Annotated in this window: 16 protein-coding genes and 1 other RNA gene; 2 read left to right on the top strand and 15 right to left on the bottom strand. The window is 63.8% G+C overall.

Translation table 11 applies throughout. The features are described from left to right. Nucleotide 1: 1 nt before the first annotated feature. The 15 genes from B597_RS41955 to rsmI form a co-directional block, all read right to left on the bottom strand. Nucleotides 2–859 (bottom strand): cell division protein FtsQ/DivIB, encoded by an 858-nt coding sequence (locus tag B597_RS41955; protein ID WP_003292521.1) that lies wholly within the window; start codon nucleotides 857–859, stop codon nucleotides 2–4. 2 nt (nucleotides 860–861) lie between these two features. After that, nucleotides 862–1,806, bottom strand: a complete 945-nt coding sequence (locus tag B597_RS41950; RefSeq protein WP_003292520.1) for a D-alanine--D-alanine ligase — start codon at nucleotides 1,804–1,806, stop codon at nucleotides 862–864. Continuing rightward, nucleotides 1,803–3,263, bottom strand: a complete 1,461-nt coding sequence (gene murC / locus B597_RS41945; protein ID WP_003292519.1) for a UDP-N-acetylmuramate--L-alanine ligase — start codon at nucleotides 3,261–3,263, stop codon at nucleotides 1,803–1,805. Before murC ends, B597_RS41950 begins: the two co-directional genes overlap by 4 nt. Further along, a complete protein-coding gene (gene murG / locus B597_RS41940) occupies nucleotides 3,256–4,326 on the bottom strand; it encodes an undecaprenyldiphospho-muramoylpentapeptide beta-N-acetylglucosaminyltransferase (protein ID WP_003292517.1) in 1,071 nt (356 codons plus the stop codon). The genes murC and murG overlap by 8 nt, the downstream gene beginning before the upstream one ends. Next, a complete protein-coding gene (ftsW, locus tag B597_RS41935) occupies nucleotides 4,316–5,539 on the bottom strand; it encodes a putative lipid II flippase FtsW (protein ID WP_003292515.1) in 1,224 nt (407 codons plus the stop codon). Before ftsW ends, murG begins: the two co-directional genes overlap by 11 nt. Further along, entirely contained in the window at nucleotides 5,539–6,882 is a 1,344-nt protein-coding gene (gene murD, locus B597_RS41930) for a UDP-N-acetylmuramoyl-L-alanine--D-glutamate ligase (protein WP_003292514.1), read from the bottom strand. Before murD ends, ftsW begins: the two co-directional genes overlap by 1 nt. Nucleotides 6,883–6,888: 6 nt before the next feature. Beyond that, entirely contained in the window at nucleotides 6,889–7,971 is a 1,083-nt protein-coding gene (gene mraY / locus B597_RS41925) for a phospho-N-acetylmuramoyl-pentapeptide-transferase (RefSeq protein ID WP_003292513.1), read from the bottom strand. Next, nucleotides 7,971–9,347: a UDP-N-acetylmuramoyl-tripeptide--D-alanyl-D-alanine ligase gene (locus B597_RS41920; protein ID WP_003292512.1), complete on the bottom strand. Its 1,377-nt coding sequence runs from the start codon at nucleotides 9,345–9,347 to the stop codon at nucleotides 7,971–7,973. The genes mraY and B597_RS41920 overlap by 1 nt, the downstream gene beginning before the upstream one ends. Then, on the bottom strand, nucleotides 9,340–10,803 hold the full coding sequence (locus tag B597_RS41915; RefSeq protein ID WP_003292511.1) for a UDP-N-acetylmuramoyl-L-alanyl-D-glutamate--2,6-diaminopimelate ligase: 1,464 nt from the start codon (nucleotides 10,801–10,803) through the stop codon (nucleotides 9,340–9,342). Before B597_RS41915 ends, B597_RS41920 begins: the two co-directional genes overlap by 8 nt. Continuing rightward, nucleotides 10,803–12,530: a peptidoglycan D,D-transpeptidase FtsI family protein gene (locus B597_RS41910; RefSeq protein ID WP_003292509.1), complete on the bottom strand. Its 1,728-nt coding sequence runs from the start codon at nucleotides 12,528–12,530 to the stop codon at nucleotides 10,803–10,805. The genes B597_RS41915 and B597_RS41910 overlap by 1 nt, the downstream gene beginning before the upstream one ends. Then, nucleotides 12,527–12,796: a cell division protein FtsL gene (gene ftsL, locus B597_RS41905; RefSeq protein ID WP_234461635.1), complete on the bottom strand. Its 270-nt coding sequence runs from the start codon at nucleotides 12,794–12,796 to the stop codon at nucleotides 12,527–12,529. Before ftsL ends, B597_RS41910 begins: the two co-directional genes overlap by 4 nt. A gap of 17 nt (nucleotides 12,797–12,813) precedes the next feature. Next, nucleotides 12,814–13,761: a 16S rRNA (cytosine(1402)-N(4))-methyltransferase RsmH gene (gene rsmH / locus B597_RS41900; protein WP_003292507.1), complete on the bottom strand. Its 948-nt coding sequence runs from the start codon at nucleotides 13,759–13,761 to the stop codon at nucleotides 12,814–12,816. Further along, a complete protein-coding gene (gene mraZ / locus B597_RS41895) occupies nucleotides 13,758–14,213 on the bottom strand; it encodes a division/cell wall cluster transcriptional repressor MraZ (protein WP_003292505.1) in 456 nt (151 codons plus the stop codon). Before mraZ ends, rsmH begins: the two co-directional genes overlap by 4 nt. Nucleotides 14,214–14,510: 297 nt before the next feature. Continuing rightward, nucleotides 14,511–14,870: RNase P RNA component class A (gene rnpB / locus B597_RS46120), an RNA gene on the bottom strand. A 67-nt stretch (nucleotides 14,871–14,937) separates the two neighbouring features. After that, nucleotides 14,938–15,831: a 16S rRNA (cytidine(1402)-2'-O)-methyltransferase gene (rsmI, locus tag B597_RS41890; protein ID WP_419184909.1), complete on the bottom strand. Its 894-nt coding sequence runs from the start codon at nucleotides 15,829–15,831 to the stop codon at nucleotides 14,938–14,940. 91 nt (nucleotides 15,832–15,922) lie between these two features. Between rsmI and B597_RS41885 the strand changes: the two genes are divergently transcribed. After that, complete coding sequence (locus B597_RS41885; protein ID WP_003292502.1) at nucleotides 15,923–17,728, top strand: penicillin-binding protein activator; 1,806 nt, start codon at nucleotides 15,923–15,925, stop codon at nucleotides 17,726–17,728. Further along, nucleotides 17,725–18,087 carry a YraN family protein gene (locus tag B597_RS41880; RefSeq protein WP_003292501.1) on the top strand — a complete coding sequence of 121 codons (363 nt, stop codon included), beginning with the start codon at nucleotides 17,725–17,727 and terminating at the stop codon, nucleotides 18,085–18,087. Before B597_RS41885 ends, B597_RS41880 begins: the two co-directional genes overlap by 4 nt. Nucleotides 18,088–18,134 lie beyond the last annotated feature (47 nt).

The raw sequence follows: 18,134 nt of genomic DNA, 5'->3' as shown, positions 1-18,134 counted from the left end.
CTCAATTCTTCACGGCGACGGTCGTATCCGTCGCAGTCGGGATCGGCTCATGCCAGGCAACGGCCAGGCCGTTCGCATAGCGCAGATCGATCCGTGCGATTTTCTCGCTTTCCTGCTCCAGTGCCTTTTGATAGATGGCAGTGAAACGACGCATTTTTTCTACAACCTGATCCCGCCCCAGCAACAACTCGACGCCCTGGCTGGTGGTCAGGAACCAGCTCCCACGCTCACGTAGTTCGAGACGGGCAATGGAGAATCCCAGCGGCCGCAGCATCTGGCTGAGCATCTGATATTGCTGCATGACACGCTGTTGGGCCCGCTTCGGACCATATAAATGTGGCAAGTGTTCATATCGACTTAGGTCATCCGGCGCAAAAGCCTGACCTTTATTGTTAAGCAATGCTTCACCCCCCCAGCGGGCAATCGGCAATTGCTCATCCAGGCGCACCACGACCTGGTCCGGCCAGACGCGGCGAACTTCGACGTGAGCGATCCACGGCATCTGTTCGAGTTGGTGACGCATGCCGTTCAGATCAACCTTGAAGAAGCTCTGTTCGACGAAAGGCGCGATGCGCTGCTGCACCGCCTCACGGCTGACGTAGCCCATTTCACCCTGCACGCTGACCTTGGCGATTGGCCGGTCGGCATAGGGCAACAGGAGCTGCCCCAACTGGTAGAGCCCGATCACCAGGCCCACCAGCAGTACCGGCCAGACAAAACGCTTGAGCCCCACAAGACTCGGCCGCGGCAGACGCCGGGACAGCGGCTGCGGCGCCACCAGGCGACTCGCACCGCGCGGCAGCGGCTTGCGCGTGGCGCGACCGCTACCGGGTTGCGAATGGCGCAGCGTGGTGATCATGGCTAGCTCCTCGCCTCGAGGTCGTCATCGAGAATGCTCAGCACCAACTGCCGGAAGTCCAGGCCCGCTGCCCGTGCAGCCATCGGTACCAGGCTGTGATCGGTCATGCCCGGTACGGTGTTCACTTCCAGCAGCCAGAAATTGCCATCGGCGTCCTGCATCACGTCGACCCGGGCCCAGCCACGGATACCGACTGCTTCGCAGGCGCGGGCCGACAGCACCTTGAGTTCCTGCTCCCGGACGCTGTCGAGACCGCAGGGAATCCGGTACTGGGTATCGGAGGCCAGGTACTTGGCGTCGTAGTCGTAGAAGCTGTGCGGCGTGCCCAGGCCAATCGGTGGCAGCACCTGGCCATGCAACACCGCAACGGTGAATTCCGGGCCCTGGATCCACTGTTCGACCAGTACCTGCGCGTCGTAGGTACCGGCTGCACGCCAGGCGTCGATCAGCGCGGCAAGGTCACCGACCTTGGCCATGCCGATGCTCGAACCTTCATGGGCCGGCTTGACGATCAGCGGGAAGCCCAGTGTCTCGGCCGCCGCCTCGCAGTCGGCTTCGCTGGCCAACACCGCGTGCCGCGGCGTGGGCAGGCCCAGGCTCTGCCAGACCTGCTTGGTACGCAGCTTGTCCATGGCCAGCGCCGACGCCAGGATGCCACTGCCGGTATAGGGAATACCGGCGCACTCCAGCAGACCCTGCATGCTGCCATCCTCACCACCACGGCCATGCAGGACAATGAAGGCACGATCGATCCGCTCGCTGCTCAGGCGTTGCAACAGGTCATCGCCTGCGTCGATGCCGAACGCATCGACACCTGCCTCCTGCAACGCAGCGAGCACCGCCGCGCCGGATTTCAGGGAGACTTCGCGCTCGGCACTCTTGCCGCCGAAGAGCACGGCGACACGACCGAATGAGCCGGGATCGCGAGTCGAATGCAGGTTGATCATTTACTTTTCCTCGCGGCGGCCGCATCGCCACCAAACAGGGGACTCTTGAGCAGTTGCGGTGCCAGTCCGCCGATATCGCCAGCGCCCTGGCACAGCAGGATGTCGCCCGCGCGCAGCAGTGGCTTGACCAGTGGCGCCAGCTCGACGCCGCGTTCGACATAGATCGGATCCAGCTGGCCGCGCTGACGGATGCTGTGGCAAAGCTGGCGGCTGTCGGCCCCCGGAATCGGCTCTTCGCCAGCCGGGTAGACCTCCATCAGCAGCAGGACATTGGATTCACCCAGCACCTGCACGAAGTCGTCGTAAAGGTCGCGGGTACGGCTGTAGCGATGCGGCTGATAGACCATCACCAGGCGTCGTTCCGGCCAACCACCGCGTACCGCCTTGATTACCGCCGCGACTTCGCGCGGATGGTGACCGTAGTCGTCGACCAGCATCACGCTGCCGCCCTCGACCGGAAGATCGCCATAGACCTGAAAGCGGCGCCCGACGCCAGCGAACTCGGCCAACCCCTGGACGATGGCCTCGTCATCGATGCCTTCGTCCGTGGCGATGGCGATGGTCGCCAGGGCGTTGAGCACGTTGTGGTTGCCGGGCATGTTCACCGACACGTCCAGCGGCTCGCAGCCATCGCGCAACACGGTGAAATGGGTGCGCATGCCTTCCTGGCGAACGTTGATGGCGCGCACATCGGCGTCTTCGCTGAAGCCGTAGGTAGTGGTCGGGCGACCGATCTGCGGGATGATCTCGCGCACCACCGGATCGTCGACGCAGAGCACGGCCAGGCCATAGAAGGGCAGGTTGTGCAGGAACTCGACGAAGGTTTTCTTCAGCTTGCCGAAATCGCCGCCATAGGTGCTCATGTGGTCGGCGTCGATATTGGTCACCACCGCGACCATCGGCTGCAGGTGGAGGAAGCTGGCATCGCTCTCGTCCGCCTCGGCGATCAGGTAGCGACTGCTGCCCAGCTGTGCGTTGGTGCCTGCCGCGGTCAGACGACCACCGATGACAAAGGTCGGATCGAGCCCACCGGCCGCGAAGACCGAGGCGAGCAGGCTGGTGGTGGTGGTCTTGCCATGGGTACCCGCGACGGCGATGCCGTGCCGATAGCGCATCAGCTCGGCGAGCATCTCGGCGCGCGGGACGACTGGAATGCGTTGCTCCAGCGCCAGAGCCACTTCCGGATTGGCCGAGTTGATGGCACTGGACACCACCAGCACGTCGGCACCAGCGACATTGCCGGCCTGATGGCCGATGAAGATCTGCGCACCGAAGCTCTGCAGGCGCTCAGTGCTGGCCGACTCCTTGAGGTCGGAGCCGGAAACCTCGTAACCGAGGTTGAGCAGCACCTCGGCAATACCGCACATGCCGACCCCGCCGATGCCGACGAAATGGATACGACGGATACGCCGCATGCGGCGGACTTCGGCTTTCACGGCGGCAGGCGACTTAGCCACGGGCCACCTCCAGGCAGATATCGACCACGCTGCGGGTGGCATCGGGCCGGGCCAGCCGGCGTGCGGTAGCCCCCATGGCCTTGAGTTTTTCCGGCTGCATCATTACCTCGGTCAGCTGAGCGGCGAGCATGGCCGCATCAGTCTTGGCTTGCGGCAGAAGGACGGCAGCGCCCTCCTTCGCCAGATATTCGGCGTTGCGTGTCTGGTGGTCGTCGATCGCATGCGGCAACGGCACCAGGAACGAAGGCAGTCCCGCGGCGGCCAGCTCGCAGACGGTGAGCGCACCGGCGCGGCAGATGACCAGATCCGCCCAGGCATAAGCTCGCGCCATGTCCTTGATAAACGGGGCGACCTCGGCCACGACGCCCGCCTCGGCATAGCGCTGCATGGTGATTTCGGCGTGTTGCTTGCCGGCCTGATGGAACACCTCCGGCCGCAGTTCCACGGGAACCTGCGCCAGCGCGGCAGGCAACAGTTTGTTCAGCGGCTCGGCGCCCAGGCTGCCGCCCAGAACCAGCAAGCGCGGACGGCGCTGGACCAGCGCGTCGCGTGGCGTCTCGAGGAACAGCTCTTCACGTACCGGATTGCCGGTGGTGCGGCGCTTGCCGCTGGCCTTGAAGGTGTCCGGGAAGGCCTCGCAGACACGACTCGAGAGCGGCGCCAGGCTACGATTGGCAGTGCCAGCGACGGCGTTCTGTTCATGGATTATCAGCGGCACACCGGCGAGTCTTGCTGCCAGGCCACCGGGGCCGGTCACATAGCCGCCCAAGCCAAGTACGCATACCGGCTGCAGCTCGCGCATGAGCCGCCGCGCCTGGAACAGCGAACGAATCAGTTGCAGCGGTGCCTTGAGCAGGGATGCGACGCCCTTGCCGCGCAGACCGCTGACCTGAATCAGGTGCAGCGGCAGGCCAGCCGCCGGCACCAGTTCGTTTTCGATGCCGCGCGGCGTGCCGAGCCAGTGCACGACGTAACCGCGTGCCTGGAATTCACGAGCGCAGGCCAGCGCGGGGAATACGTGGCCGCCGGTGCCGCCGGCCATGATCAGCACATTAGCGGCCATGGGCGACCTCCTTGGTCGGCGGCTCGGCGAAGTCGGCCTCGTCGAACTCGGTGTCCTCGCTGCCGAGCACGGTGCGGCTTTCCCATTCGATGCGCAGCAGCAGCGCCATGCTTGCACAGGTAACGACCAGCGAGCTGCCGCCATAACTGAGGAAAGGCAGCGTCAGCCCCTTGGTCGGCAGCAGGCCGACGTTCACGCCGACATTGATCAGGAACTGACCCAGCCAGAGGAAGGCCAGCCCCCATGCCACGTAGGCGGCGAAGAACTGCCGGGCCTTCTCTGCCCAGAGGCCGATATAGAGCGCACGAACACCCACAAAGGCGAACAGGGCGATGGTTGCCAGCGCGCCCACCATGCCCAGCTCCTCGGCCAGCACCGAGAAGACGAAGTCGGTATGCGCTTCGGGCAGGTAGAACTGCTTCTGCACACTGTTACCCAAGCCGACACCGAACCATTCGCCACGCCCGAAGGCGATCAGCGCCTGGGTCAGCTGGTAGCCGGCGCCATACTGGTCCGCCCAGGGATCGGTGAAGGTGATCAGACGCTGCAGGCGGTACTCCTGGGTCTGCACCAGCACCACCACCGCCCCCACTGCGGCGATCACCAGCAGGCTGAAGCGAATCATGCCTACGCCGCCAAGAAACAGCATCGCGACCGCAGCGCCCATCATAACAACCGTGGCGCCGAAGTCAGGCTCAAGCAACAGCAGGAACGCCATCGGCAGCAGCACCAGGAATGGCTTGGCGAACCCCCACATGCTTTCGCGAACTTCTTCCTGCCGACGAACCAGGTAACCGGCCAGGTAGATCACCACGAACACCTTCGCCAGTTCGGACGGCTGAACGTTGAATGCGCCGAAACCGATCCAGCGCATCGAGCCGTTCACTTCCCGGCCGACGCCTGGCAGCAGCACCAGGATCAGCAGGCCGAACGCCGCCAGCAGCAGCACCCAGTCCAGCCGCTGCCAGGCCGACAGCGGTACCAGCAGCATCGCGATGCCTGCACCCAGGCCCAGCGCGACATAAATCAGATGACGGATCATGTGGTACAGCGGGTTGCCGGAGTTGACCGCCGCCACTTCGGATGAGGCCGACGTGATCATCACCAGGCCAAGACCGAGCAGCGCCAGGCAGCCGGCGAGCATGGGAAAGTCCAGGTCCAGGCCGCGGCGGCCGAACAGGGGCGAAGGTGCGTGGCGCAGGAAGGCGAGCATCAGTCGAGCGCCTCCACCGCTGCAGCGAAGAGGCGACCGCGCTCTTCGAAGTTCCTGAACATGTCCAGGCTGGCACAGGCTGGCGAGAGCAGTACTGCATCGCCCGCCACGCTGAACTCGGAGGCGCGCTGCACGGCCTCCTCCAGAGTTGCCACCCGGACCAGCGGCGCAGCGTCGACCAGGGCATCGGCCAGCAGCTGCGCATCGCGCCCGAGCAGAATCACGGCACGACAGTAACGCGCGACGGGCGCACGCAGCCCGGAGAAGTCCGCGCCCTTGCCATCACCGCCGGCGATCAGCACCAGCTTGCCATCGATATCCGCACCCAGCCCTTCGATCGCGGCCAGCGCCGCACCGACGTTGGTGGCCTTGGAGTCGTCGTAGTAGCTGACTTCGCCACGCAGGCCAACCCACTGGCAACGATGCGGCAAACCGGCAAATTGACGCAGCGTCGCCAGCATCGGCTCGAACGGCAACCCGACCGCATGCCCCAGCGCCAGCGCAGCCAGCGCATTGGACTGATTGTGCGCACCGCGCATCTTGAGATCACGAACGGGCATCAGCGCATCGAACTGGAACGCCAGGTACTTCTCGCCGTTCTCCTCGAACAGGCCGAAGCCCTTGAAGTCGGGCTTGCCCAGACCGAAGGTCCAGGTCGGCACATCCTCGCCCACCAGCGGCCGGCTGAGCCGGTCATCACGATTGACCACCACCTGGCGCGCGCCACGGAAGATCCGGTGCTTGGCCTGGTGATAGGCCGGCAGCCCGCTGTAGCGGTCCATGTGGTCTTCGCTGATGTTCAGGCAGGTCGCCACCTCGGCGTTGAGCTGCTCGGTGGTCTCCAGCTGGAAGCTGGACAGCTCCAGCACGTAAAGCTCGATGTCATCGGCAAGCAGGTCGAGGGCCGGCGTACCGAGATTGCCGCCTACCGCCACCTTGCGCCCGGCTGCAGCAGCCATCTCGCCGACCAGCGTGGTCACGGTGCTCTTGGCATTGGACCCGGTGATGGCGATGATCGGCGCCTTGGCTTCGCGGGCGAACAGCTCGATGTCGCCAGACAGCTTGACGCCACGGGCCGCGGCTTCCTGCAAGGCTGGAGTGCTGACCGCCAGTCCGGGGCTCACCAGCAACTCACTGGCGGTGCAGAGAAAATCCACGTCCAGTTCGCCGCAACGCACCTGTACACCTGGATACTCGGCCCTGAGCGTGGCCAGTTCCGGCGGGTTCGCACGGGTATCGGCGACCGCGAACGGCAGGCCACGGCGCGCCAGGTGGCGTACCAGGGACATGCCGCTCTTGCCGAGGCCGACAACGATGCGGAACTGGTCGGAAGCGATTAGCACTCGGGGTTACCTCAGTTTCAGGGTGGCAAGGCCGATGAGCACCAGGATCACGGTGATGATCCAGAAGCGCACGATCACCCGGGGTTCGGGCCAGCCCTTGAGTTCGAAGTGGTGGTGGATCGGCGCCATGCGGAACACGCGCTTGCCAGTCAGCTTGAAGCTGGCAACCTGGATCATCACCGACAGGGTTTCCATCACGAACACGCCCCCCATGATGAACAGCACCACTTCCTGGCGGACGATTACCGCGATGGTGCCCAGCGCCGCGCCCAGCGCCAGCGCGCCGACATCGCCCATGAAGACCTGCGCCGGATAGGTGTTGAACCAGAGAAAGCCAAGGCCAGCGCCGATCAGCGCGCCGCAGAACACGATCAGCTCACCCGCGCCGGGGATATAGGGGATCAGCAGGTACTCGGCGAAGTTCATGTTGCCGGAGAGGTAGCAGAAGATACCCAGGCCGCCGCCGACCATGACGGTCGGCATGATCGCCAGTCCATCGAGGCCGTCGGTAAGGTTGACCGCATTGCTCGAGCCGACGATGACGAAGTAGGTCAACACCACGAAGCCGATCCCCAGGGGGATCTCGATGTTCTTCAGCAACGGCAGGATCAGCGTGGTTTCCACCGGCGTCTGCGCAGTCATATAGAGGAAGACTGCGGCGCCGAGGCCGAACACCGATTGCCAGAAATATTTCCAGCGGCTCGGCAGGCCGCGGGAATTCTTCTCGATCACCTTGCGATAGTCATCGACCCAGCCGATCGCGCCGAACAGCAGGGTCACCGCCAGTACCACCCAGACATAGCGGTTGGACAGGTCCGCCCAGAGCAGCGTGCTGATACCGATGGCGCTGAGGATCAGCGCTCCGCCCATGGTCGGAGTGCCCGATTTGGACAGGTGCGATTGCGGACCATCGGTACGCACCGCCTGGCCGATCTGACGCAATTGCAGCGTACGGATCAGCCACGGTCCCATCCACAGCGACAGCACCAGAGCGGTGAGCACGCCAAGAATCCCGCGCAGCGACAGGTACTGGAAGACTGCGAAGCCTTTGTGGAACTGTTGCAGATACTCAGCGAGCAGCAGCAGCATCAGTGTTTCTCCATGGATGGCCCAGCCAGCGCATCGACGACTTTATCCATCGCCGCGCTGCGTGAGCCCTTGATCAGAATGGTGGTACCGCTGCCCTGCTCGGCGCGCAGGCTGTCTATGAGGCTGGCCTGATCGGCGAAATGCCGAGCGGCCGGGCCAAAAGCATCAACCGCATGGGCCATGAGCGGCCCGACGGCGTAGAGGGTGTCGACCTTGCCCACGGCATAGGCGCCGACTTCCCGGTGGCCCGGTTCGGCCCAGTCGCCCAGTTCGCCCATGTCGCCAAGCACGAGGACGGTACGGCCGGCGAAGCTGGCCAGCACGTCGATCGCGGCGCAGATCGAAGCCGGGTTGGCGTTGTAGCTGTCGTCGATCAGGCGTACACCATTGGCCAGCATCTGCGCCACGGCGCGTCCCTTGACCGGTTGCAGACTCTGCAGTCCCGCGGCCACGGCATCGGCTTCGATCCCCAGCGCGTGGGCTGCCGCGGCAGCCGCGAGGGCATTGGCGACGTTGTGACGTCCCAGCAGATTGAGCTGAATGCGGAGATTGCCCAGCGGGCCGGTCAGCACGAAATTCGGGCAGCCGCGCGGGTCGTAGGCGATCGAGCCAGCCGAGAAGTCCGCGAGCGGGTCGACCAGGCCAAAGGAGACGATGCGCTTGCCTGCCGCACGCTCGGCCCAGACCGCGAAGGCCTTGTCGTCGCGATTAAGCACCGCGATGCCGCTTGCGCTCAGCCCATCGAGAATTTCACCCTTGGCCTCGACAATCCTGTCCGGGCCACCGAACTCTCCGACATGGGCGGTTCCGGCGTTGGTGATCAGGCTGACGTCCGGGCGCACCAGACTGACCGTGTAGGCGATCTCGCCCAGACGTGAAGCACCCAGCTCGATGACGGCACTGCGGTGTCCGGCACTCAGCTCCAGCAGCGTCAGTGGCGCACCGAGGTCGTTGTTGAGATTGCCGCGGGTCGCCAGCACGGCGCTCTGCCCGTGGGCACTGCGCAGAATGCTCGCGAGCATTTCCTTCACGCTGGTCTTGCCGCTGGAGCCGGTGATGGCGGCGAGCGGCCCACTGAAGGCGTCACGATTGAGCGCGCCCAGGCGACCCAGCGCCAGGCGGGTATCGGCGACCACCAGTTGCGGCAGGGGCGTACCTTCCACTTCGCGCTCGACGAGCGCCGCCACGGCACCCTTGCCTGCCACGTCGGCCAGATATGCGTGCCCATCGAAACGCGGCCCGGTCAGCGCGATGAACAGCTGGCCCGGCTGGATCGCCCGGCTGTCGGTACTGACCGCCGAGAAGCTGGCATCGGCGCCTACCAGGCGACCGGACAACGGCAGCTGCAGCTCGCTCAGGCGCATCGCTTCAAGCATGGGGCTCCTCCCAGACAGACAGCGCGGCAGAGGCTTGCTCGATATCGGAGAACGGCAAACGCTCGCCACGAATCTCCTGATAGTTCTCATGACCCTTGCCCGCGAGCAGCACCACGTCGTCGCCTTGCGCTGCCGCGACGAGGCTGGCAATCGCCTGGGCGCGACCGTGCATGAAGATCACCGCGTCGGGATTGGAGAACCCCGCCCGGATATCGTCGAGAATGTGTTCCGGCGCCTCGTTGCGTGGGTTGTCATCAGTGACCAGGACTGCATCAGCCAGACGCTGCGCAACCTCGGCCATCAGCGGACGCTTGCCGGTATCACGATCACCACCGCAACCGAACAGGCAGAGCAGCCTGCCGCGTGTGTGCGGGCGCAGCGCAGAGAGGACCTTCTCCAGCGCGTCGGGTGTATGCGCGTAGTCGACGACGATCAGCGGATGATCGCCGCCGCCCAAGCGCTGCATGCGGCCGACCGGCCCCTCGAGCTCGGGCAGTACGGCGAGGATTTCATCAAGCGGATAGTCCATGCCGAGCAAGGCACCGACGGCGGCCAATACGTTGCTGACGTTGAAGCGTCCGAGCAGTGGACTGCGCATCGAACGTTCGCCTTGCGGCGTAATCAGGCGCGCGTGAATGCCATCGTCGTCGAGCCGGGCTTCGGCGCAGTACAGATAGGCCGAGGGGTCTTCCAGGCTGTAGGTGATCAGCCGCGACTCGCGCTCTTCGCCGGCCAGTACACGACCGAAGGCATCGTCGAGATTGATCACCCGGCAGCTCAGGCCGGGAACATCGAACAGACGCGCCTTGGCCGCACCGTAGGCCTCCATGGTGCCGTGGTAGTCGAGATGATCGCGCGACAGGTTGGTGAATACGGCGACATCGAAATCCAGCGCGGCGACCCGGCCCTGTTCCAGACCATGGGAGGAGACTTCCAGGGCCACCGCCCGGGCGCCCTCCTGCTTGAGGTTGGCCAATGTAGCCTGCACGCCGATCGCGTCCGGCGTGGTATGGCGACCAAGCTCCAGCTGACCATGGAAACCGGTACCCAGCGTGCCGATGATGCCGCAGGGTTCGCCAAGCCGGTCGAGCGCCTGGGCGACCAACTGACTGACGCTGGTCTTGCCGTTGGTGCCGGTGACGCCGATCACACGCAGGCTGCGGCTTGGCTCGCCATAAAATCGCCCGGCGATTGCAGACAGCTGGCTGGCCAGATGCTGCACCGGGACCATAACGGCGTTGCCAGCCAGTGGAGCGTCGAGGCCCTCGCTTTCATAAGCCACCGCCGCTGCGCCGCGCGCTACGGCGTCGGCCACATGATCACGACCGTCGTGCTGCAAGCCGGGAACTGCCAGAAACAGGTCTCCGCCACGAACCTTGCGGCTGTCGAGCGTCAGCTCGCGGATAAGTACGTCACTGCCTGCCTGAGGCAGCAGGTGGTTCAATGGCATCGGCATCAGATACGCCCTCCCTTGCCTTTGGTCGCTTCCGCCGTCTGCAACTCCGCAGGTGGCGGCAGGTTGTCCGGTGCGACGTTCATCAGGCGTAGCGCACGCGCCATGACGTTGCCGAAGACCGGGGCCGCTACCAAGCCGCCGTAGTACTGCCCCTTGCTCGGTTCGTCCACAACGACCACTGCCGCGATCCGCGGATTGGAAAGCGGAGCGACGCCGGCAAAGAACGAACGATAAGCGTCCTTGGTGTAGCCGCCCGTGCCAGAAATCTTCTTTGCCGTACCGCTCTTGCCGCCGACGTGGTAGCCCGGAACCTTGGCCCGCGCACCACCGCCACCGTCCTCTTCCACGACGGCCCGCAGCATCTGCAGCACGGTGCCGGAAATCTGCCTGTCGATGACCTGCACGCCATCCTGTGCCCGGTCAAGGCGCAGCAGCGAAAGCGGGACATTGATCCCCTGGTTACCCAGCACCGCATAAGCATGCGCCAGCTGAACCGCAGTGACCGACAGGCCATAACCGTAAGCCAAGGACGCGGTCTCGGCGTCCCGCCACTTGCGATGGTTGGGCAGATTGCCGACGCGCTCGCCGGGAAAGCCAAGCCCGGTGTCCTGGCCGAAGCCAGCCTGCTGCATCACCGCGTAGACCGGTTCGGCACCGATATCCAGAGCGATCTTGCTGATGCCGACGTTGCTCGACTTCATCAGAATGCCGGTCAGCGTCAGCAGCCCGCCGCGGGATACGTCGCGGATGGTATAGCGACCGATGCGCATCCAGCCGGGCAAGGTATTGACGACCGAATCCGGCTGGTACTTGCCGGTCCCCAATGCCGCTGCGATGCTGAAAGGCTTGACCGTCGAGCCAGGCTCGAAGACATCGATCATGGCGCGATTGCGCATGGCCGCCGGCTGAAGATTGCGGCGGTTGTTCGGGTTGTAGGTCGGCTGGTTGGCCATCGCCAGGATCTCGCCGGTCTTGACGTCGATCATGACCAGACTCGCAGCCTTGGCACCGTATTCATGGACCACGTTGCGCAGTTCGCTGTGGGCCAGGTACTGCAGACGAAGATCAATCGACAAGGCCATGGCCTTGCCGGCCTTGGCATTCTTCACTACCTGCACGTCCTTGATCAGCCGTCCACGACGGTCCTTGAGCACCTGCCGCTTGCCAGGCACGCCGGCCAGCCACTCGTCATAAGCGAGCTCCATGCCTTCGCGCCCCCGGTCATCGATGTCGGTGAAGCCGACCACATGGGCTGCGACCTCGCCAGCGGGGTAGAAGCGGCGGAACTCTTCCTGGGCGTAGACGCCCGGAATCTTGAGATCGAGCACTTCCTGGCCCTGTTCCGGAGTCAGCCCGCGTACCAGATACGTGAACTCGCGCGACGCTTGCGATTGCAGCCGCTCGCTCAGGCTGGCTGCATCCTGACCCAGCGCCCTGGCCAGCTCAGGCCAGCGAGCGCGCGCAGCCTGCAGCTCCTTCGGATTGCCCCAAAGCGTGGTGACCGGCGTGCTCACAGCAAGCGGCTCACCGTTGCGATCGGTGATCAGCCCGCGGTGGGCAGGAATGGGGATGTGCCGAACACTGCGTGCATCGCCCTGCCCCTTGAGGAAGCCCTGGTCCATGACCTGGAGATCGACGATGCGCCAGACAATGGCGCCTACCAACAACGCCAGCAGCGCCAGCACGATGCGAAAACGCCACGGATAGAGCGCGCCCTGCAGGGTCATGGCTTCACCAGCCTGACATCTGCTGCAGCAGGAATATGCATGCGCAGCTGTTCGGTCGCCAGCGTCTCGATGCGACTATGCGCGGTCCAGGTACTTTGCTCGAGGATCAGGCGTCCCCATTCGGCCTGGGCCTTGTCGCGCACGCTGAGCTCGCCATAGAGCTCATTGAGCAATTGCCGGTTCCAGTGCGCACAATAGGCGACCGCGATCGCCGACAGCAAAACGCCGACGAACAGCACAAGCATCAGCAGGCTGCCGCTTGGCATGGAACGCAGCACGCGGCTCACCGCAGCTTCTCCGCTACGCGCATGACTGCGCTGCGTGACCGTGGATTGGCTTTCACCTCGGCCTCGGAAGCGTATTGCGGCTTGCCGAGCAACTTCAGACGAGGCTCGAAAGCCTTCGGGATGATCGGCAAGTCGCGTGGCAGCTTGTCCGCCTCGCCCTTGGCGTGCCGACGCATGAACTGCTTGACGATACGGTCTTCCAGCGAGTGGAAGCTGATGACGACCAGGCGGCCGCCAACCTCCAGGGCGTCCAGTGCTGCATCGAGGCCGCGCTCCAGATCGCCCAGCTCATTGTTGATATGGATACGCAGGCCCTGGAAAGCGCGAGTCGCAGGGTTCTTGCCCTTCTCCCAGGCAGGATTGGCCTCGGTCAGCACCTTGGCCAGGTCGGCGGTGCGCTCGAAGGGCGACACTGCACGGCGCTGCACCACGGCACGCGCCATGCGCTTGGCAAAGCGCTCCTCACCGTAGTCCTTGAATACCCGGGCGATCTCGTCTTCGGCGGCACTGGCAATCCATTCGGCTGCGCTGACTCCGCGACTGGGGTCCATACGCATGTCCAGCGGACCGTCATTGAGGAAACTGAAGCCACGCTCAGGATCATCCAGCTGCGGCGACGAAACGCCCAGATCCAGCAGGACACCGCTGACAGACCCGACCCAGCCACGCTGCGCCACTTCCTCGCCGAGCTCGGCAAAACTTCTCTGCACAACGACAAAGCGGCCGTCCTCGGCCGCCAGTGCTTGCCCCGTAGCGATGGCTAACGGGTCCTTGTCGAACCCTAGCAATAGGCCATCAGGCCCGAGCTGCTGCAGCAGAAGCCGGCTATGGCCGCCCCGGCCAAAGGTGCCATCCAGGTAGCGACCGTCCGGACGCACTGTAAGCGCCGCGACGGCTTCGTCGAGCAACACGGTGATATGTCGCAGGCTGCTGATCTGGTTCACAGGATTAGGTCACGTAGTTCTTCCGGCAGACCGCCGGGTTGCTTGATGGCCGCCAGGTCCGCGTCGGAAATCGCGTTCCAGTCGTCCTCATTCCACAGTTGAAACTTGTTGAGCTGCCCTACCAGCATTGCGCGCTTGTCCAGCCGGGCATATTCACGCAGACGCGGCGGGACAACCACACGACCGCTGCCATCCATCTCCAGGTCAACGGCATTACCAATCAGCAGGCGCTGCAGACGACGGGCTTCTTCGCGCAACGAAGGCAGCTCGCGGAGCTTGGCTTCGATCAGCTCCCACTCCGGCAAGGGATAAATGCACAGGCAACGATCCACGGCATCGATCGTGATGATCAGTTGGCCATCGCCACGGGAACTCAGCTCGTCGCGATACCGGCTGGGCATGGCTAGCCGGCCTTTGGCGTCGAGACTGATGGCGTTAGCTCCGCGAAACACGGCTGCGCTTCCTCTGAATTAGCTATCCATACCCATATTTACCCACTTTTCCCCACTTCCCACCACTCGTGCGCACTATAGAAACGCCGCCGCCTCACCGTCAAGGCGAGCCGGACGGGAAAAGCCTTACAGGGCGGGAATTTAGCGATGCTGCGAAGGGTTTGAAGCAGAGCCGCGGGAAAATCTCAAAAAGACATTCAGAGCAAACAGAAACCTACTCAACAAAGTTAATGTGCTTTGTTAAGAGCAAGAATCTTTCGGAATTAAAATCGTCGGCGACGAAAGGAAACAGGAAAGGAGGAGAGTCGATCTGTAAGCCGGGTTCTGTCGAGGACAGCCATTCCTCTACGACAGCCATCACTGACTGCCTCTAGCAACCTACCCGGATCCAGCGCGGGCCACGCCAATGGATCCCTATTTGGTCTTGCTCCAAGTGGGGTTTACCTAGCCACGGACTGTTGCCAGCCGTGCGGTGCGCTCTTACCGCACCTTTTCACCCTTACCGGCACCGAAGCGCTTAGGCGGTTATTTTCTGTGGCACTTTCCGTAGGCTCACGCCTCCCAGGCGTTACCTGGCACTTCGCCCTATGGAGCCCGGACTTTCCTCCCTCCCTTCTTGTTGGAACAAAAAGAGACAGCGACTGTCCGATCGACTCTCCGGACGCCAGAGTATCGCCGCAGGAGCTCCGCCGCAAGCGCGGCAGCGCCTGGGCGCCTTCTTCCGCTATCTGCGCTCCAGGGCAGACTGATATAGCAGATTCTTGCGAACCCCGGTGATCTCGGCCGCTATGGCGGCGGCCCGCTTCAACGGCATCTCCGCCAGGAGCAGATCCAGCACGCGAAGCGCATCGGCGCTCACCGCATCCTCATCCACCGGAGCCTGCCACCCCTCCACCAGCAGCACGCACTCGCCGCGCTGCTGATTGCTGTCCGCCTCGACCCAGGTACGCAACCGGCCCAACGGCAGCCCTTTCAGCGTCTCGAACGTCTTGGTCAACTCACGCCCGAGCACCGCATTGCGCTCTTCGCCAAAAACCGTCTCGAAATCGCATAACGACTCGAGAATGCGATGCGGGGCCTCATAGAAAATCAGCGTACGAGGCTCCTCCTTCAGTACTTCCAGACGTGCGCGACGAGCGCCAGCCTTGGCAGGCAGAAAACCTTCGAAGATAAATCGATCCGATGGCAGGCCCGCTGCCGACAACGCAGCGATCAATGCGCACGCCCCCGGAACCGGCACCACAGCAACCCCGGCCGCCCGCGCCTGGCGAACCAGATGGTAGCCAGGATCAGAAATCAGCGGCGTACCCGCGTCCGAGATCAGCGCCACATCGTCCCCGGCGAGCAACCGCCCGATGAACCGCCCTCCCTCATCGCGCTCGTTGTGCTCATGGCAGGCCGCCAATGGCGTCTGGATACCGAAGTGCGCCAGCAGGCGGGACGAGTGCCGGGTATCTTCTGCCGCAATGAGCGACACCTCGCGCAGCACCCGCAGGGCGCGAGCGCTGATGTCTTCCAGATTGCCAATAGGCGTGGCAACGACATAAAGCGTACCCACTCCGGAATTCATACCATCACTGGCAGTCACAGGGCTTACCTCAGTCACGGAAATGCGCATTGTAGCCCGATTCTCCGCCGCGACATCGCGGCCGCTTCGGCGCTTCGGTACAATCAGCCAACTTGCCAGTGCATCCAGGAACGATCAAACAATGGCCTGCTTACGCCCACTTCTCCTTCTCTGCCTTACCGCCGCACTCGTGGCCTGCTCCAGCTCACCCTCTTCGACCCTGGGCGAATTGCCTCGCACCCCGCAGGCTTCCACTCAGCAACTGCTGCAGGAGGCCGACCAGAGTGACCCCGAGAAAGCCGCCCAGCTGCGCCTGGCTGCAGCGGACCAAAGCCTGCAGCAGGGCAACGCCGCACACGCACGTGACATCCTGCAGAAAGTCCGACTGGAAGCGCTCAAGCCAGCACAGCAAATATTCGCACTGACACTACAGGCAGAAATCGCCCTGGCCGACAATGCACCAGAGAAGGCAGAGCAGGCCTTCCAGCATCCAGCATTCGAACGCCTTGCCGAATTGCCGGTCGAGCAGCAGGTGCGCAGCCAACTGGCACGAGCCCAAGCCCTGGAAGCCAATGGCAAACCAGCAGCGGCGGCACGTGAACGGGTTTTTACCGCCCCACTGCTCAGCGGCCAGCAAGCACAAGAGAACCATGAAACGATCTGGAAACTGCTTTCGACGCTACCCGAAAAGCAACTGCAGGGCGCCACGGACACCGATCTGGCTGGCTGGCAGGCCCTTGCCCTGTCGGTAAAGCGCGCCGGCACCGTCGCCCAGCAGCAACGAGCCATCGACGACTGGGTCGCGCAAAATCCGCAACACCCTGCCGCACAACAGTTGCCAAATGCACTGCAGAAGCTTCGCGAACTGGCTGACCAGCCACTGACCCACGTAGCGCTCCTGCTGCCCATGGATGGCCAACTGGCAAATGTCGCCCGCGCTCTACGGGATGGCTTTCTCGCTGCCCATCTGCACGCCCAGCGAGCAGGCCAGGAGCTGCGGATCGAACTGTTCGACAGCACCCATATGAGTTCCATCGATGAGTTCTACCGTCAGGCCAAGGCAGCTGGCGTACAGCTAGTGGTGGGCCCACTGGAGAAGGACCTGGTTCGCCAGCTCGCCGAGCGCGACCAGTTGCCAATCACCACACTGGCGCTGAACTACAGCGATGCCGGACAACAAACGCCCCCGCAACTGTTCCAGTTCGGTCTCGCAGCAGAAGACGAAGCGCGGGAAGTCGCCCGACGCGCATGGTCCGATGGGCACCGCCGGGCGATCGCCCTGGCACCGCGTGGCGACTGGGGCAACCGGATTCTCGATGCATTCCGCCAGAGCTGGCAGGAAGCTGGTGGAACACTGGTCGCGGCCGAACCACTGGCCGAGCCGGTGCAACTGGCCAACCAGATCGCCGACCTTCTGCAACTGCGCAACAGCGAAGACCGTGCGCAGCGCGTAAGCAGCTCCATCGATACCCCGACCGCCAGCCAACCCACCCGCCGCCAGGACGTGGACTTCATCTTCCTCGCTGCCACCCCGCAACAAGCCCAGCAGGTCAGACCCACCCTAATCTTCCAGTACGCTGGCGACCTGCCGATCTACGCGACCTCCCACCTGCACGCAGCCAGTCACGACCGCACGCAGTATCTGGATCTCGAGGGCATCCGCTTTGCCGAAACCCCCTGGTTGCTGGACGACCAGTTGCCACTGCGTCAGGAAGTCGAGCAGAAGTGGCCACAGGCAGGCGGCAGTCTCGGCAGACTCTATGCGATGGGCGCCGATGCATATTTGCTCGCACCACGACTGAATCAACTCCTGGCCCTCCCGGACACCCAAATCGACGGACTGTCCGGGACCCTCAGACTGAAGCCTGATCAGCGCATCGAGCGCCAACTGCCCTGGGCGCAGTTTCGTGACGGCGAGGTCGAGCGACTGAACGACGCACAACAATGAGCGAAGCCCAGAGCAGCGGACGCTCTGCCGAAACGCTTGCCCTGCGCCATCTCTGCGACAGAGGCCTGCGCCTGCTCGAGCGCAACTGGTCCTGCCGTAGCGGCGAGCTTGATCTGGTCATGCTTGACGGCGATACAGTAGTATTTGTCGAAGTCCGCTACAGGCGCCATGCCGCCTGGGGCGGCGCTCTGGAAAGCGTCGATACGCGCAAGCAACAGAAGCTGATCAAGGCTGCCCAGCTGTTTTTGCAAAAGGAAAGCCGCTGGGCCCGAAACCCTTGCCGCTTCGACGTGGTTGCCATCGCGCCAACCGCACAGACACAGGGCCTGAACTGGATCCGCAACGCCTTTGACAGCTGACGACCCATCACGCAGCCCGCTGCGCCAGGCCGCTCAGCCCTAGCGAA

This window comes from Stutzerimonas stutzeri KOS6 (assembly GCF_000307775.2).
Lineage (GTDB): Bacteria > Pseudomonadota > Gammaproteobacteria > Pseudomonadales > Pseudomonadaceae > Stutzerimonas > Stutzerimonas stutzeri_B.
Note: the sequence above shows the minus strand (reverse complement) of the source record. Positions and strands in the feature narration are given on the sequence as shown.

Bases quoted from the DNA above. Each gene is read 5' to 3' on its own strand.
- ftsW (WP_003292515.1), bottom strand. From the start codon at position 5,539: ATGCTCGCCTTCCTGCGCCACGCACCTTCGCCCCTGTTCGGCCGCCGC.
- B597_RS41885 (WP_003292502.1), top strand. From the start codon at position 15,923: ATGGCCTGCTTACGCCCACTTCTCCTTCTCTGCCTTACCGCCGCACTC.
- ftsL (WP_234461635.1), bottom strand. From the start codon at position 12,796: ATGCCAAGCGGCAGCCTGCTGATGCTTGTGCTGTTCGTCGGCGTTTTG.
- B597_RS41910 (WP_003292509.1), bottom strand. From the start codon at position 12,530: ATGACCCTGCAGGGCGCGCTCTATCCGTGGCGTTTTCGCATCGTGCTG.
- B597_RS41915 (WP_003292511.1), bottom strand. From the start codon at position 10,803: ATGCCGATGCCATTGAACCACCTGCTGCCTCAGGCAGGCAGTGACGTA.
- rsmI (WP_419184909.1), bottom strand. From the start codon at position 15,831: ATGCGCATTTCCGTGACTGAGGTAAGCCCTGTGACTGCCAGTGATGGT.
- murG (WP_003292517.1), bottom strand. From the start codon at position 4,326: ATGGCCGCTAATGTGCTGATCATGGCCGGCGGCACCGGCGGCCACGTA.
- B597_RS41950 (WP_003292520.1), bottom strand. From the start codon at position 1,806: ATGATCAACCTGCATTCGACTCGCGATCCCGGCTCATTCGGTCGTGTC.
- B597_RS41880 (WP_003292501.1), top strand. From the start codon at position 17,725: ATGAGCGAAGCCCAGAGCAGCGGACGCTCTGCCGAAACGCTTGCCCTG.
- B597_RS41920 (WP_003292512.1), bottom strand. From the start codon at position 9,347: ATGCTTGAAGCGATGCGCCTGAGCGAGCTGCAGCTGCCGTTGTCCGGT.
- mraY (WP_003292513.1), bottom strand. From the start codon at position 7,971: ATGCTGCTGCTGCTCGCTGAGTATCTGCAACAGTTCCACAAAGGCTTC.
- B597_RS41955 (WP_003292521.1), bottom strand. From the start codon at position 859: ATGATCACCACGCTGCGCCATTCGCAACCCGGTAGCGGTCGCGCCACG.